This window comes from Aeribacillus sp. JST-2 (assembly GCF_056032925.1).
This window is the reverse complement of sequence record NZ_JBVVUU010000003.1, coordinates 105,925-121,188: the sequence shown is the minus strand read 5'-3', so window position 1 is coordinate 121,188 and position 15,264 is coordinate 105,925. Positions and strand designations below refer to the sequence as shown.

Here is a 15,264-nt window from a genome sequence, read left to right as displayed (position 1 = left end):
AGGAATGTTTTATAATTTTTTGCAATTTGAATTTCTGCAAAATGCTTTTCTTTCAGGTGCTCTAATCGGTATTGCTGCCCCCTTGTTAGGGGTTTTTGTTGTGGTCAGGAGGCTATCTTTAATTGCCGATGCTTTGAGCCATGTAACGTTGGCAGGGATTGCAGCTGGCCTTCTTTTATCATCAAAAATTCAAGCGCTGGCAACGATCAGCCCGATTTATTTGGGAATGGGTTTTTCCGTTTTAGGATCGCTTTTGATTGAAAAGCTACGCACTGTTTATAAGCATTATGAAGAACTGGCTATTCCGATCCTACTATCAGCCGGCATTGGTTTGAGTGTCGTTTTTATTTCATTAGCCGACGGCTTAAATACCGATCTTTTTAGTTATTTATTTGGCAGCGTCAGCGCTGTTTCGAGGATCGATTTATACGTGATCTTTTTTGTCAGCGTCTTTGCCTTGTTAGTGATTGTTTTATTTTTAAAGGAACTGTTTTTATTGTCTTTTGATGAGGAATATGCGACAGCTTCTGGGCTTCCCGCAAAAGCTCTTCACCTTTTATTTATTTTAACCGTTGCCCTCGTTATTAGTGTTGCAATGCGTGTAGTTGGAATTTTGCTTGTTTCGTCTTTAATGACCCTTCCTGTTGCTGCAAGCATCCGGATTGCAAAAGGATTTAAACAGACGATGTTTGCATCGGTCCTGATTGGTGAATTTTCTGTTTTGTTCGGCCTTTTTTTGTCTTACTATTTGGATATTGCACCAGGTGGAACGATTGTGATTTTGAATATCATCATTTTGCTATTGGCAATATTCTGGTCAAAAACTAGGGGGAGAACAATATGAACGTCCAACAAGCATTAAATTATTTAAAGGAAAGGGGCTATAAATATACATCGAAGAGGGAAGAAATGCTGCAGCTGTTAGCCAGCACTGACAAATATTTAACAGCCAAAGAAGTACTGGAAAAAATGAAGGATCAATATCCCGGATTAAGCTTTGACACCATTTACCGCAATTTATCTTTGTTTGCTGAATTATCGATTTTGGAAACAACTGAACTTTCAGGCGAAAAGCGTTTTCGGTTTCACTGTGAATCGAAACATCACCACCATCATTTTATTTGCATGGAATGCGGAAAAACGAAAGAAATTGACTCCTGTCCAATGAACATGATTGAAAAACATTTAGATGGATGTACGATCAGCGGACATAAATTTGAAGTTTATGGCGTTTGTCCTGAATGCAATGAAAAAGCCTTGTGAGAATAAATGCTCGCAAGGCTTTTGGTGTGTAAACAATTCCCATTATAATGGGTGCTGTTCTGCTTATACTATAAATGCTCCTACTTTATGAAAGTGAGGGATTTATGATGGCGAATAACCGAAAACAAAACAGAGACCATCGCAATGTGGAAACAGAAGCCATTGATAAAGAACGCAGTTACCGAGAAGAAGCTGCGGCTGAAGTTGGAGCATTTGAACGAAAAAAAGATGATGAAGATTTCAAAAGCGATGTCAATGATGACAGCGGGCGCAATTTAGGCTGGCTCGCTTTAGCATTATCGATTATTTCTCTTTTTGTATTGCCTGTTTTCTTAGGAGCAGTAGGGATCATCGTTGGATTTATTGCCCGCCGCCGCGGATCAGAAAGTTTAGGGTCTTGGGCAATCGGGATCGGAATCGTTTCCGTACTGCTTGGATTATTTGTTCTGCCGTTTTTTTAGGTTATAAAAAGCTTGGGCTGCAAGTCCCAAGCTTTTTATACGTTTTCCCTTTCTTTCTTCTGTTTCTCAAAATATTCCTTAGCAAGTTGATCAATTTCTTTTTTCAATTCTTCTACCATTGTCTCTTCCGGTACTTTGCGAACAACTTTTCCTTTCCTGAACAGCAAGCCTTCACCACGTGCACCAGCAATGCCTATATCCGCTTCTCTTGCTTCGCCAGGACCGTTTACAGCGCAGCCCAAAACGGACACTTTAATGGGTGCTTTGATTTTAGAGATATATTCTTCCACTTCATTAGCGATCTTGATAAGATCGATCTCGATCCTTCCGCATGTGGGGCAGGAAATAAGAGTTGCTGCGTTGGAAGCAAGCCCAAACGTTTTTAATAATTCACGCGCCACCTTTACCTCTTCTACAGGATCGGCGCTTAATGAAATACGAATCGTATTTCCGATGCCTTTGCTTAAAATAGCCCCGAGACCGGCAGCACTTTTAATGGTTCCTGCAAACAGAGTTCCCGATTCGGTAATCCCTAAATGGAGCGGATAATCAAAAGTTCTTGCCGCTTTTTCATATGCTTCAATGGCAAGACGCACATCGGATGCTTTTAAAGAAACAATGATATCGTGGAAATCTAAATCTTCCAATATTTTTATATGATGCAAAGCACTTTCCACCATGCCATCTGCTGTCGGGTATCCATATTTTTCTAAAATCCGCTTTTCAAGGGAGCCGGCATTGACGCCAATTCGGATTGGTATGTTCCGTTCCTTTGCTGCCTTTACGACAGCTTCTACTTTTTCGCGCCGGCCGATATTCCCGGGATTGATGCGAATTTTATCAGCCCCGCCTTCAATCGCTTTCAGAGCCAAGCGGTAATCAAAATGTATATCGACAACAAGCGGAATGTTAATGCGTTTTTTTATTTCGGGAATCGCATTAGCCGCCCGTTCATCCGGGCAAGCGACCCTGACAATTTGACAACCTGCTTCCTCTAATCTATGGATTTCTTTAACCGTTGCCTCAACATCATGGGTTTTGGTCGTTGTCATGCTTTGAATTATGACCTCATTGTTTCCGCCAATTTGTATGTTGCCTACTTTGACTGGACGTGTTTTTGTACGATGTGTGATTTCGCCCACGTTCATCGCTCCTTAAAAATCGTTTTACAAACTTTTTTAAAAGGCTTGAAAGCCATCTTAAATATTTTAACAATTGCTGTTGATCATTGACAAGGAATAAAACTTGAAGACTTACGGATATAAAGGAAATTTATACGTTTTACCCGCTTTCATTTCGTATACATCTTCTTTCTTGTTTAGCAATTGGAAGTCAGCAACGATTTTTTCGACCGGAACAGGGATCGTGTGATTATGAAGCGATTTGACAATGGAAAGGACAGTATCGCCTTTCTTTACTTTCACTTCAACATATTCGTTTTCTGTTTGTTCCTTTGCATTGACCGCTTTTATAAACGAACCATTTGGAAAAACGGGTAAAGTGCCGATTCTCAAGTCATAATAAACAATATAGGCAACAAAAATGAGGAGCAGAATAGCAGCTAAGCGCTTCACAATGAATCATTCCTCCGCTTTGTTTTTGTAAATATATACGCATGTGCTTGTCCAATCATGCCAACTAAAAGGGGATCAAAATGAAAAATCGTTTCATTATCCTATCATTAGGAATGCTGCCTTTTATCATGGTGCTGGGAAATTCAATGTTCATTCCGATATTGCCGGAGTTTAGCAATGCATTGCAAATTTCTGCAACGCAAACGAGTTTGCTTTTAAGCTTCTTCAATATACCTGCGGCGCTTGTGATTCCCATTGCCGGTTTTCTTTCAGACCGATTTGGTAGGAAAACCATCATTTTATGGTCGCTTGCTTTCATGATCGCAGGCGGATCCATCTGTTTTGCCAGCGGCTATCTAGCAAACCGTTATGCTTATGAGGGATTATTGTTCGGAAGAATCTTGCAGGGAATTGGAGCAGGGGGAACATCGCCTCTGGCAATGTCGCTTGCTGGCGATCTTTTTCAAGGAGAAATGAGGGCAAAAACGTTGGCGGTTCTGGAAGTGTTTAATGGAACGGCAAAAATTGTCGCTCCGGTATTAGGAGCTTTCATGGCTTTGGCGGCTTGGTTTGCTCCGTTTAGTTTATTTCCGATTTTGGGCGCAGCATTGTTTCTATTCATTTTGACCTTTGTTAAAACAGCCCCTTCCGGTAAAGATGCCTTATCATTTTGCCAATACGCCAAAAGGGTTTTCCATGTATTCGATCAGCAAAAAGCTTATCTTTTCCCGCTTTACCTTTTAGGCGGAACAGGCATGTTTTTGCTTTTCGGGATGTTGTACGATTTAGCGTATTTTATTGAAGATTTATACCAAATTGACGGTTTTAAAGGGTTTGTGTATTCCTTCCCTTTAGGGGCGCTGACCATTTCCTCTTCTTGGGCAGGAAAAAGGCTGAAGAGTTTGAAAAGCAATTTGCATTATTTGATGGCAGGAATGGTGCTTATGTTTTGCTCTTTTATTGGTTTGTTGATTTTTCAAAGCTTTCCGTTCTTTCTATTTTTCTTGACCATTGCCGTTGGCGGTTTAGGGTTTATGCTGCCGCCCATTAATACATTGATAACATCAAGCGTAAACGATATGGAGAGAGGGATTGTTGTCAGCTTATATGGAATGGCCCGTTTTTTGGGAGTGGCGTTGGGGCCGGTTGTTTTTGGGCTCTTGATCTACAACCGACAGTTTTTATTTTCGTTTTGTTTCTTGCTGTTATTGATTTCGCAAAGCATTTTTCTTTTTGTTTTTCGCGGCGAATGGGAAAAATTCAATAAATATGGGAGAGCCTTCAATGAATTTACAAAATTAAAAAAGAAGTTTTAATTTCCCTTAACATTTCTTGTTCATAATGTTCATAAAAAGGGGGATACGATCATTGTGAAATTGAAAAAAAAGAGCTTCACCGGACTGCGAATTCCGCTGTCGGTAAGATTGAGCGTATTTACATTAGTTTTGCTTATCAGTTCCATTGCCGTTGTTGGATTTAGCGCTTATCAAAAGGCAAGTGAAACGGCCATTCATTTGACAGAAGACCGTTTATTGAGAGAAGTGTACATGGCGGAGGTTGTGGCGAACAATCTCATGTTTGCCTATGTAGACCGTGATGATGATTTTCTAAAGCGTTTTGACAAAGAGGTTATTCAGAAACAATCTTCACAACTTATTCAAGATGGTTTGCCGGCAGATTTTTTTTTAATACATAACAACAAAGTTGAACCTTTTTCCGTCAGCCGAAAATCGGACATTAATATTTCACAGCCGCTTCTAAACAAAATCACGCACAAAAACGAGGGAATTCTTCATGAAAAAATTGAAGGAAAATCTTATACGTTCGCATTTAAAGAAATGCAGGAATTAAAAGGAATTTTTTTGCTTGCTGTTCCCTCGGAAAACTTTATGGCTCCCGTTTATGAACTCGCAACTAATACGATTTGGATCGGAATGATTAGCATATTGATTATGATGATTATTTTATTGATTATGGTCAGAAGTATTACCAAACCTTTAACAGCTTTGCAAAATAAAATGAGGATCATGCGAAAAGGGAACATACAGCTTGATTTGAATATTGAAACAAAAGTTCCGGAAATTCTTTCATTGATGAAAAGCTTTAAGCAATTAGCAGGTTATTTAAGCGACATTATCCAAAGAATTAATGCAACGACGGAAGATTTATCAGATACGGGGAGAAAATTAAAAAATTCTTCCGATGACGTTATAAAGCTCCATACGAATCTCGTTGAATCCATTTCAATTGTGAAAAATGGAGCGGAAGAAACCGCTTCAAGTTCTGAAAAAAGCGTCGCCGCATTTCATTCGATGAAGGAGACAATTGAATCAGTCCTTGAAAAAATTGAATACCTAATAACAAGTGCTGAAGGCATGAATCAATCCGCTAACGTCGGCGAGTGGAAAATGCGGGAAATGGTCGAAACATTAAATAAATTTGAAAAAGAGTGTAAAAGCATGTCGGCGATTATGAAAAGTGTCCGCGATCATTCCAAGCAGATTGAAAAAGTTGTGGAAATCATACATGCTCTAGCAGAGAAAACAAAATTATTATCATTAAATGCAGCCATCGAAGCGGCCAGAGCAGGCGAGGAAGGAAAAGGTTTTTCCATTGTTGCCCAAGAGGTCAGAAAACTTGCGGAGCAGTCGTCTAAAGCGACGGAAGAAATATCAAATTCGGTGAAAATGATGGATGGAATATCGCTCAGCGCCTTTAAGGAGTTTGAATCCATTTTACATCTTGTTCAACAGCATTTGAGGGTTGCCGGTGAATCAAGGCTTTCCTTTGACCAGCTGGTGGCTGAAGTAGGGAAAGTCAACCAAATTTTATCGGAAACAACAAACAGCTTGCATACATTGCAAAATTTATTGCCGAGCATGGAAAAGGCAGCCGAAAATTATTTATTTGTCTCGCAGGAAACGTTTTCTAGTGCAGAACAAATGTATTCAATCGCCAATGTGCAAATGGAACAAATTCGCGAAAATCACTCCATTGGGTTAACGTTAATGGAATTATCGGAATCATTAAAATCAACCACCAGCAAATTTTCGGTTTCAAAAGGCCAAGCATCATAACGGCTTGGCTTTTTGAATCGATTTTATAGGTGTTTTCGGTTTGGGAATTTCTTTTAAAGCCATGTAAAGAACAGTTGTATGAACAAACCAGTTAATCAAAACAGCAAAAGAGACGTTTATTTGAAGAACATTCATAATGGCAAAAAATACGGTCGACAAAGTGACGCTGTATGCGGAAATATTCCAGAGCTGTTGAAAGTTTAACCTCTTCTTCATCATCTGTTTAAACAAAAGGCCAATAACAGCCAACAAGGTAATTTCCATGAATTTTGCCGCTGCAGACATGATGAATAAAACAATCAACAGAACTGGAACAATGATTGGAGTTAGCTCCGAAATTTGATGGATCCAGCCTGTAACATCTTTTTTTGAAAAATCCGCATCCATCCAATCATCGTACTCGAGTTGTTGTATGTTTCCGTTTGAAACAATAACGAATTTGTCCGGCAAAATGCCGATTGCATTTTGCCTCCATTTTAAGTTGTCCCTCTCAACAGCTCCTACTGGATCAAAAAGAACGTCATATTCTCCTTTTTTCACTTCCACGACTGATTGTGCTTCCGTCACCAGTTTCCCGTTTTGGATTGAAAATGAAGGAATTTTTTCTTCAATGATTTCATCTAATCCACTAAAGGCGCTTACAAAACTTGAACTTATAAATAGAAAGTTTGGAAAGGCGGCCAAAAACGAAAGGAAAAAAGCATAAAGAATGGTTTTTCCGATTTTTTGGAACCTTGTCAGCGCAATCGTTTTAGGGGAATAAAGACTTTTTAAAAGCTGGATGAAAATATTCACTGGTTGCTGCACTTCCTTTTTGAACATTTCCTTTCGATTTTAACTTTGAAGGAACGATTAATCAAGCCATTAAAGTAAATCAACATGATGAATGCAATCATGTGAGCTAAATCACAGTTCAGCTCTTTACAAAAAATATTCAAAATGTTAAAAATGAAAAAGATCTCAAGGAATTTTCTCAGCGCCAGAAAACAGGTGAGGGGGTGAAAAGGGGTGGACATTCAAAAAATAGTTTTCGACTTTCTTGGCGGATTAGGAATATTTTTATTCGGCATAAAATTCATGGGAGAAGGATTGCAAAAATCGACAGGAGACAAATTAAGAGATATTTTAGATAAATTTACAACAAATCCTTTTATGGGAATTTTAGCAGGGATGTTTGTAACGATGCTTATTCAGTCCAGCAGCGCCACAACGGTTTTAACAGTAGGACTAGTTTCCGCTGGATTTATGACTCTCAGACAAGCGATCGGGGTGATCATGGGAGCCAACATTGGCACAACTGTGACAGCGTTTATCATCGGTTTTGACATCGGAGCATATGCTTTGCCGATTATGTGTTTGGGATCTGTTTTTCTATTTTTCTTTCGTCACAAGAAAATAAACAGCATTGGACGCATTTTATTTGGATTTGGCGCTTTATTTTTCGGGCTTGAATTAATAGGAGACAGCATGAAGCTTTTAAGAACGTTGGAAGAGTTTAACGATTTAACTTTAAACATGAGCTCCAATCCGCTGCTTGGAGTTGGCCTCGGCACATTGTCTACCATGATTGTTCAGAGCTCGAGCGCAACGATTGGGATCTTGCAGGAACTGTATTCGCAAAGGCTGATTGATTTGAATGCGGCGCTTCCAGTATTATTTGGCGATAATATTGGGACAACGGTTACGGCTGTTTTGGCTTCCATTGGGGCTTCCATTGCAGCAAGAAGGGCAGCTTTGACACATGTATTATTTAATTTGATTGGAACGACATTATTCTTGATGTTTTTGCAGCCTTTTGCAGGATTTATTGAGGCGCTGCAGTTTTATTTTAATTTAAACCGTGAAATGGCGATCGCTTTTGCTCACGGTATTTTCAATGTTACCAATACGTTGATTCAAGCTCCTTTTATAGGGGGGCTGGCTTGGCTAGTAACAAAAATCATTCCCGGAGAAGATTTGCAAATTAATTTTAAAGCCCAGCATTTAGACCCGATTTTTATTGAGCAATCGCCAACGATCGCGCTGGGGCAGGCTAAAGAAGAAGTGCTGCGGATGGGGCATTTGGCGTCATTAGGTCTTGAAGAAGCGAGACAATTTTTGTTGACCGGCCAGCAAAAACATGCTCAAACATCCTTGCAGCTTGAAGAGGCGGTCAACAACCTTGACCGGAAAATTACGGACTACCTCGTTCTTGCTTCTGGAAAAGATATGTCGCCCAACGATTCCCGCCAACATTCCATATTAATGGATACCGTTCGGGATATTGAACGAATCGGCGATCATTTTGTCAATATTGTCGAGCTGATTGAGTATAAAAATACGAATAAAGTAATAATAACTGAGCAGGCGTTGAAAGATTTAATGGAGATGTTTGAACTTACACTCCAAACGGTAAAAGATGCCTTAAGAGCTTTGGATGATAACGACATCGATGTTGCGGCAAAAGTTTTGAAATCGGAGGAAAAGATAGACAGAATGGAACGAGTTTTGCGCAAAAAGCACATCATTCGGATGAATGAGGGGATTTGTACGGGGCAAGGCGGCATTGTTTATGTTGATATTATCAGCAATTTAGAAAGAATAGGAGATCATTCCGTCAACATCGCAGAATCGGTTTTGGGCTACCGGCATTAACTGGGAAAATGTCATGGTTAAAAAATGAAAACCGGGGACGGCTCTTTTGGCTGACCGGTTTTATTCAAAGGAGGAATTACTGAATGGATTTTGTTGTTTGGCTGCTGATCATAGCTTTATTTCTTTTATCATTTATCGGCCTGATCTACCCTATTTTGCCGTCCAGCCTGTTGATCATTGCCGGAATTTTGCTGTATGGTTTTTATTTCAGCTTCAGCTAGCTTTCGCTGTCATTTTGGATCGTGGAAGGAATTTTGCTGGCCGTTTTGTTTCTGGCTGATTATTTAGCAAACGCTATTGGCATAAAACGCGTTGGCGGCAGCAAAGCAGCAGGTTGGGGAAGTACAATCGGCTTGATTGCCGGCCCTTTTATCATCCCGTATGCCGGCATCATTTTCGGTCCGTTTTTTGGCGCAGTTTTAGCGGAACTTCTCATACATCGCAAATCCTTTAAAGAATCCGTTCAGGTTGGATTAGGGTCATTGCTTGGGCTTGTGTCGAGTACAATTGCCAAAGGCTTGATCCAATTGGTCATGATGATCTTTTTCTTTTTTAAAGTTTTTTAAAATCAACTGTTGACGTATGGCGCTGTAAGATGATATTTTAAATATTGTCGGTTATGGATTGAGGACCCTTAGCTCAGCTGGTTAGAGCAGACGGCTCATAACCGTCCGGTCGCAGGTTCGAATCCTGCAGGGTCCATATTATTTAAGAACGCTTTTTGTAAGCGTTATTTTTTTTGAGCGCATGAATTGCATCCTTTTCATAAGTTTGGTAATCTGAATATGAAAGCTGATTGACCAGCGGCTTTCAATACATAATGACCCATTAAGGAGGAGAATAGCATGGCATATGAATTACCAAAATTGCCTTATGATTATGATGCTTTGGAGCCTCATATCGACAAAGAAACGATGACCATTCATCATACGAAACACCATAATACTTATGTTACCAATTTAAATGCAGCATTGGAAGGACAAAGCGAGCTTTTAAGCAAAAGTGTAGAAGAATTAATTTCCAATTTGGATGCTGTTCCTGAGTCAGCTCGCACTGCTGTCCGCAACAATGGAGGCGGTCATGCCAACCACAGCTTATTCTGGACAATTCTTTCTCCAAATGGCGGAGGAGAACCTACTGGAGAATTAGCGGAAGCCATCAACAAAAAATTTGGAAGCTTTGCTGCTTTTAAAGAAGAATTTTCAAAAGCCGCTGCAGGCCGTTTCGGTTCCGGTTGGGCTTGGTTAGTTGTGAACAACGGCGAACTTGAAATCACCAGCACTCCGAACCAAGATAACCCGCTTATGGAAGGGAAAACTCCAATTTTAGGGCTTGACGTTTGGGAACATGCTTATTATTTAAAATATCAAAACCGCCGTCCTGAATATATTGCTGCATTTTGGAATGTCGTCAATTGGGATGAGGTTGCTAAACGCTACAGCGCTGCAAAATAATCATAAATAAAGGAAGCAAGCAAGGATGTTACATCCTTGCTTTTTTTCTTATACATATCTCCCTTTTAACTAGGAACAATAAGATCAGAAGTTAAAGGGGAGTTTTTTATGGTCAAAATGGTGTTGAAAAAAGGACATGTAGATAGGGATTTAATTTTACTTTTAATTATTGGCGGTTTCTATTCTTTGAGCATTGCGCTATCGAATACTTTTGTAAATGTTTATTTATGGAAGCAATCCGAAAAATTGCTCGATCTGGGCGTTTACAATTTGTTTATCGTCATTTTTCAGCCGCTTGCTTTTATCATTGCGGGAAGGATCGCTAAAAAAGTCGATCGTGTGATCGTGCTTCGTTTAGGTGTTTCGTTTTTGGCCGCTTTTTTCTTAACTGTCCTCTCGTTAAATCAGTCAGCAATCAACTTTCTTTATCTATTAGGGGCGATTATCGGGATCGGCTATGGATTTTATTGGCTGGCTTTTAATGTCCTGACCTTCGAAATTACGGAACCAGAAACGAGGGATTTTTTCAATGGTTATTTAGGTATTTTGACGTCTATGTCGGGAATGATCGGCCCGATTTTAGCGGGCTGGATTATCTCTTCCTTCACGAATTCAACGGGCTATAAAATCATTTTTGTTGTTTCTCTCATCTTATTTGCCGGTGCGGTTTTGCTGAGTTTCTTTTTTTCGCGAAGACAGGCCGATGGTGAATATATGCTTTTGAAAATTTTTCGGGAGCGGCGAAGAAATAAAAATTGGAAATTGATTACTAATGCTCATGTAATGCAAGGGATCCGTGAGGGGACATTTGCCTTTGTGATCGGTGTATTTGTATACATTTCAACAAATAGCGAAATGGCGTTAGGAACGTTTGGGTTTTTAAATTCACTTGTTGCCTTTTTTGCTTATCTTTTTGCTTCCAAATGGATTACGAAAAAGATGAGGAAAAAAGCGATTTTGGCCGGAGGGCTTTTATTGTATGCTTCTCTTTATCTAATCCTTTTTAAGATCACTTATGCAAAACTGTTAATGTACGCTTTTGCAATCGGCATCGCTTATCCAATTTTGCTTGTTCCGTATTCGTCCATTACTTATGATGTTATTGGAAGAGGGTGGAATATTGGACAAGCGAGAATTGAATACATCGTCGTAAGGGAAATTTTTTTAAATATAGGAAGAATTCTTTCAATCCTTTTTTTTATTGCAACCGTTGCTTTCACAAATGAGAAACAATCTCTTTCTTATCTATTGGCCCTGATCGGTGCAGGACATGCGCTGATCTATCCATTTGTGAAACAGATTAAGCTTCAAGAAAGCAATCGTCCCTTAAAGCAGGAACGGCGGATTCGGAAGCCCAATCTTGCAGATGGGGAAAGAGGATGATGGAAGACGGGAGATCCGATTTGAAATAGATGTTGCTATGAATAGACAAGCTTTACAAAAGCTTTACATTCTATTAAAACGCATTTAATACTCACACGTTAATCTTATATACGAAAGGTTGAGAACACGAATTTATAGGGGGAATTAAAAGAAATGAAAAACTTCAAATTTTTGGCGCTCTCCATCATGATCGGTTCTTTTATGGCTTTTGCGGCAGCATGCGGTAGTTCAGAAGAAGGAAGCACGAACGGAAACTCAGGCTCTGAGCAACAACAATCAGAGAGCGGATCTGAAGAGAAAAAATTGGAAGGCGAAATTGCCATTGACGGTTCATCGACTGTTGGTCCGATCATGGAAGCAGTATCCGAAGAATTTTCGGCCGAGCATCCTGATGTAAAAGCACCGATCGGAATCTCCGGAACCGGCGGCGGTTTTGAAAAATTTACAATCGGTGAAACTGATATTTCCAACGCTTCCCGTCCTATAAAAGAGGAAGAGAAAAAAGCTGCGGAAGAAAATGGGATTGAATATACAGAATTTAAAATTGCTTTTGACGGTCTGTCCGTTGTTGTAAACAAAGAGAATGACTGGGTTGACAAACTTTCCATCGAAGATTTGGCAAAAATATGGAAAGGTGAACCGAAAAAATGGTCTGATATCAACCCGGATTGGCCAAAAGAAGATATCAAATATTTCTCTCCTGGTACAGATTCAGGAACATATGACTATTTTGATGAAGTTGTCCTGCAAGGAGAGCCGATTGTAAAAGAAGCCACCTTATCTGAAGATGATAACGTGCTCGTAAAAGGTGTGGCAAACGATAAAAACGCCATCGGCTATTTCGGTTATGCTTATTATCTTGAAAATAAAGATCAATTGAAAGTGGTGCCAATTGTTAATTCAAAAGGTGAGGCTATTGAACCGACAAATGAAACGATTGAAAAAGGAACTTATGAACCGCTTTCCCGTCCGCTTTTCATCTATGTCAACAACAAATCGTTAAAAGAGAAACCGCAAGTGTATGAGTATGTGAAATATACTTTGGAAAACGCAGCTCAGCTTGCCGAAGAAGTTGGCTATGTCAGCCTTCCGCAAGAGCAATATGATGAGCAGCTAAAAACGCTTGAAAGTTTAAAATAAAGAAGAAAATTATGATGAGAAGCATCGTGCTTCTCATCTTCCTATTGGCATGAAAGGGGTTTTCAAGATGGCTTTATCGACTGGAAAATCGGTAAGGGATATGATCGCAGAAAAAAAATCAAAAAGATCAACTGTGGAGTTTGTAGAAAAAGCAGTTCCAATCATTTTGTTTGTGACAGCATTTATTTCTATTCTTACTACTCTGGGAATTATTATTACACTTGCAACCGAAACTATTACGTTTTTTTCAAGAGTGTCAATTTTTGATTTTTTAACTGAAACCGAATGGTATCCGTTTTTAGAGGAGGACGCAACTTATGGAATTATGGCGCTCGTTTCCGGCACGCTTTTAGTTACAGTCATTGCAATTATTGTGGCGGTGCCAGTTGGGCTTGCGTCAGCTATTTTTTTGAGTGAGTATGCGTCAGATCGGACAAGAAGAATTATTAAACCGATTCTGGAGATTTTAGCGGGAATTCCAACCATTGTATATGGTTTTTTTGCGTTGACGTTTGTCACTCCCCTCTTGCAAAAGCTCATCCCTGATCTCGGCTTTTTCAATGCATTAAGCCCAGGAATCGTGGTCGGAATCATGATCATCCCGATGATTGCTTCCCTTTCGGAAGATGCGATGAGTTCCGTGCCAAATTCCATTCGTGAAGGTGCGCTCGCGCTTGGTGCTACAAAATTTGAAGTTGCCATGAAAGTCGTTTTGCCTGCTGCCACTTCAGGGGTCGTTGCGTCGTTTGTTTTGGCAATCTCCCGTGCCATCGGCGAAACGATGATTGTGACATTGGCCGGCGGAGCAACACCGAAATTAACATTTGATCCTACGGAATCAATTCAAACGATGACGGCATACATCGTCCAAGTGAGCACAGGTGATGCAGGTTACGGCACAACGATTTATTACAGCATTTATGCGGTTGGGGCTACACTGTTTGTCTTCACGATGTTGATGAATTTGCTTGCTCAATTCATTTCGCGCCGTTTCAGGGAGGAATACTAAATGAAATATATTGATCAAAGCGTTGTTCAAAAGATGATGGGGAAAAGAACAATAAAAAACAATTTTTTTCGGTTTCTGTTTTTTCTTGCAACCGTCTTTGCGCTAGTTGTTCTTGCGGTTCTTTTGTATCGCATATTCACTCAAGGAATTAGTTACTTGACACCTGAATTTTTTCAAAATTTTGCTTCCAGAAGGCCTTCAGCTTCCGGAATCAAAGCGGCGTTAATCGGGTCAATTTGGCTTATGGCGGTTGTTATTCCGATCTCTCTCATACTTGGTGTCGGGACAGCCATATACTTGGAGGAATACGCAAAGAAAAATAAACTGACAAACTTCATTCAGGCCAATATATCCAATTTAGCTGGCGTTCCTTCCATTGTTTTCGGTTTATTGGGTCTTACTGTATTCGTCCGCGCATTAGATCTTGGCCGCAGTATTTTAGCCGGAGGTTTAACAATGAGTTTATTGATTTTGCCTGTTATTGTTGTGGCGGCTCAAGAAGCGATCCGTTCCGTTCCGAATGAGCTTCGAGAAGCTTCATACGGAATGGGGGCTACCAAATGGCAAACAATCTATCGAATCGTTCTTCCGGCGGCCATTCCAGGAATTTTGACGGGGAGCATTTTGGCTTTTTCGAGAGCCATCGGCGAAACAGCTCCACTTTTAGTTGCCGGTGCCTTTGTCTTTGTAAATTATTTGCCTGAGAATTTGTTAAGTTCCTATACAGTGATTCCAATTCAAATTTACAATTGGGCTTCACGTCCTCAAGCGGAATTTCAAAATGTCGCTGCGGCGGGAATCATTGTTCTGTTTCTATTCTTGATTGTGATGAATTCAGTGGCAGTTTTCATCCGAAATAAATTTCAAAAGCGCTATTAAAGTTTTTTAGGATGAAGGAGGTTTTCAAATTATGATCACTCAATTAGAAAAGGAAAAAAATGTCGAGTCCAAAAAAGATGTCAAAAAAGAAAAAAAAGTCGTTTATGAAACAAAAGGCTTGAATTTATGGTACGGGGATGACCAAGCATTAAAAAACATTGATTTAACCATTAATGAAAATGAAGTGACTGCCATCATCGGACCTTCCGGATGCGGTAAATCTACTTATATCAAAACATTAAACCGTATGGTCGAGTTAATCCCTTCCGTTCGGACTTCAGGGGAAATATTATATAGAGGAAAAAATATCTTTGACAAATCTTATCGTGTCGAAGAACTGCGCACGCAAGTCGGTATGGTGTTCCAAAAACCAAATCCGTTCCCGAAATC

15 protein-coding genes, 1 tRNA gene and 1 pseudogene are annotated in these 15,264 nt (G+C 39.8%); 14 read left to right on the top strand and 3 right to left on the bottom strand.

All coding sequences use genetic code 11. The features are described from left to right. The first annotated feature begins 4 nt into the window (after window positions 1–4). The 3 genes from AC0KTX_RS02870 to AC0KTX_RS02860 all read left to right on the top strand — a co-directional run bounded on the left by AC0KTX_RS02870 (window position 5) and on the right by AC0KTX_RS02860 (window position 1,724). Window positions 5–844 (top strand): metal ABC transporter permease, encoded by an 840-nt coding sequence (locus tag AC0KTX_RS02870; RefSeq protein ID WP_474250725.1) that lies wholly within the window; start codon window positions 5–7, stop codon window positions 842–844. After that, a complete protein-coding gene (gene zur, locus AC0KTX_RS02865) occupies window positions 841–1,263 on the top strand; it encodes a zinc uptake transcriptional repressor Zur (RefSeq protein ID WP_474250724.1) in 423 nt (140 codons plus the stop codon). The genes AC0KTX_RS02870 and zur overlap by 4 nt, the downstream gene beginning before the upstream one ends. A 107-nt stretch (window positions 1,264–1,370) precedes the next feature. Continuing rightward, a complete protein-coding gene (locus AC0KTX_RS02860) occupies window positions 1,371–1,724 on the top strand; it encodes a DUF4190 domain-containing protein (protein WP_474250723.1) in 354 nt (117 codons plus the stop codon). A gap of 35 nt (window positions 1,725–1,759) precedes the next feature. Here AC0KTX_RS02860 and ispG read toward each other — a convergent pair whose 3' ends face one another. Together ispG and AC0KTX_RS02850 are read right to left on the bottom strand one after the other, a co-directional pair. Continuing rightward, window positions 1,760–2,872, bottom strand: coding sequence for a flavodoxin-dependent (E)-4-hydroxy-3-methylbut-2-enyl-diphosphate synthase (ispG, locus tag AC0KTX_RS02855; protein ID WP_474250722.1), 1,113 nt, complete (start codon window positions 2,870–2,872; stop codon window positions 1,760–1,762). 105 nt (window positions 2,873–2,977) lie between these two features. Continuing rightward, window positions 2,978–3,298: a hypothetical protein gene (locus AC0KTX_RS02850; protein WP_474250721.1), complete on the bottom strand. Its 321-nt coding sequence runs from the start codon at window positions 3,296–3,298 to the stop codon at window positions 2,978–2,980. Window positions 3,299–3,378: 80 nt separating this feature from the next. On the opposite strand from AC0KTX_RS02850, the gene AC0KTX_RS02845 reads away from it, so the two are divergent. After that, window positions 3,379–4,614: an MFS transporter gene (locus AC0KTX_RS02845; RefSeq protein ID WP_474250720.1), complete on the top strand. Its 1,236-nt coding sequence runs from the start codon at window positions 3,379–3,381 to the stop codon at window positions 4,612–4,614. Between the two features lie 54 nt (window positions 4,615–4,668). After that, entirely contained in the window at window positions 4,669–6,375 is a 1,707-nt protein-coding gene (locus AC0KTX_RS02840) for a methyl-accepting chemotaxis protein (RefSeq protein WP_474250719.1), read from the top strand. Here the strand turns inward: AC0KTX_RS02840 and AC0KTX_RS02835 are convergent. After that, window positions 6,370–7,170 (bottom strand): DUF1189 domain-containing protein, encoded by an 801-nt coding sequence (locus AC0KTX_RS02835; RefSeq protein WP_474250718.1) that lies wholly within the window; start codon window positions 7,168–7,170, stop codon window positions 6,370–6,372. The two genes, AC0KTX_RS02840 and AC0KTX_RS02835, sit on opposite strands and share 6 nt — an antisense overlap. Before the next feature lie 213 nt (window positions 7,171–7,383). Between AC0KTX_RS02835 and AC0KTX_RS02830 the strand changes: the two genes are divergently transcribed. From AC0KTX_RS02830 to AC0KTX_RS02790, 9 genes and pseudogenes are all read left to right on the top strand, one after another. After that, window positions 7,384–9,009 carry a Na/Pi cotransporter family protein gene (locus tag AC0KTX_RS02830; protein ID WP_474250717.1) on the top strand — a complete coding sequence of 542 codons (1,626 nt, stop codon included), beginning with the start codon at window positions 7,384–7,386 and terminating at the stop codon, window positions 9,007–9,009. 83 nt (window positions 9,010–9,092) lie between these two features. After that, window positions 9,093–9,575 (top strand): annotated as a pseudogene (locus AC0KTX_RS02825) (DUF456 domain-containing protein). 62 nt (window positions 9,576–9,637) lie between these two features. Continuing rightward, a tRNA-Ile gene (locus AC0KTX_RS02820) sits at window positions 9,638–9,711 on the top strand. 143 nt (window positions 9,712–9,854) lie between these two features. Next, window positions 9,855–10,463 (top strand): superoxide dismutase SodA, encoded by a 609-nt coding sequence (gene sodA, locus AC0KTX_RS02815; protein WP_474250716.1) that lies wholly within the window; start codon window positions 9,855–9,857, stop codon window positions 10,461–10,463. Between the two features lie 108 nt (window positions 10,464–10,571). After that, the gene (locus AC0KTX_RS02810) at window positions 10,572–11,846 is read left to right on the top strand and encodes an MFS transporter (protein ID WP_474250715.1); all 1,275 of its coding nucleotides are present in this window, start codon (window positions 10,572–10,574) and stop codon (window positions 11,844–11,846) included. Between the two features lie 153 nt (window positions 11,847–11,999). After that, window positions 12,000–12,986 carry a PstS family phosphate ABC transporter substrate-binding protein gene (locus tag AC0KTX_RS02805; protein ID WP_474250714.1) on the top strand — a complete coding sequence of 329 codons (987 nt, stop codon included), beginning with the start codon at window positions 12,000–12,002 and terminating at the stop codon, window positions 12,984–12,986. Between the two features lie 67 nt (window positions 12,987–13,053). Beyond that, window positions 13,054–13,995 carry a phosphate ABC transporter permease subunit PstC gene (gene pstC, locus AC0KTX_RS02800; protein ID WP_474250713.1) on the top strand — a complete coding sequence of 314 codons (942 nt, stop codon included), beginning with the start codon at window positions 13,054–13,056 and terminating at the stop codon, window positions 13,993–13,995. Further along, window positions 13,996–14,874 (top strand): phosphate ABC transporter permease PstA, encoded by an 879-nt coding sequence (gene pstA / locus AC0KTX_RS02795; protein ID WP_474250712.1) that lies wholly within the window; start codon window positions 13,996–13,998, stop codon window positions 14,872–14,874. A gap of 31 nt (window positions 14,875–14,905) precedes the next feature. Further along, on the top strand, window positions 14,906–15,264 hold a 359-nt coding region (locus tag AC0KTX_RS02790; RefSeq protein ID WP_474250711.1), incomplete at its 3' end, for an ATP-binding cassette domain-containing protein.

What these genes read in the sequence shown, in the direction of transcription:
- zur (WP_474250724.1), top strand. Translation starts at nt 841, where the DNA reads ATGAACGTCCAACAAGCATTAAATTATTTAAAGGAAAGGGGCTATAAA.
- AC0KTX_RS02870 (WP_474250725.1), top strand. Translation starts at nt 5, where the DNA reads ATGTTTTATAATTTTTTGCAATTTGAATTTCTGCAAAATGCTTTTCTT.
- ispG (WP_474250722.1), bottom strand. Translation starts at nt 2,872, where the DNA reads ATGAACGTGGGCGAAATCACACATCGTACAAAAACACGTCCAGTCAAA.
- pstA (WP_474250712.1), top strand. Translation starts at nt 13,996, where the DNA reads ATGAAATATATTGATCAAAGCGTTGTTCAAAAGATGATGGGGAAAAGA.
- pstC (WP_474250713.1), top strand. Translation starts at nt 13,054, where the DNA reads ATGGCTTTATCGACTGGAAAATCGGTAAGGGATATGATCGCAGAAAAA.
- AC0KTX_RS02860 (WP_474250723.1), top strand. Translation starts at nt 1,371, where the DNA reads ATGGCGAATAACCGAAAACAAAACAGAGACCATCGCAATGTGGAAACA.
- AC0KTX_RS02805 (WP_474250714.1), top strand. Translation starts at nt 12,000, where the DNA reads ATGAAAAACTTCAAATTTTTGGCGCTCTCCATCATGATCGGTTCTTTT.
- AC0KTX_RS02845 (WP_474250720.1), top strand. Translation starts at nt 3,379, where the DNA reads ATGAAAAATCGTTTCATTATCCTATCATTAGGAATGCTGCCTTTTATC.
- sodA (WP_474250716.1), top strand. Translation starts at nt 9,855, where the DNA reads ATGGCATATGAATTACCAAAATTGCCTTATGATTATGATGCTTTGGAG.
- AC0KTX_RS02810 (WP_474250715.1), top strand. Translation starts at nt 10,572, where the DNA reads ATGGTCAAAATGGTGTTGAAAAAAGGACATGTAGATAGGGATTTAATT.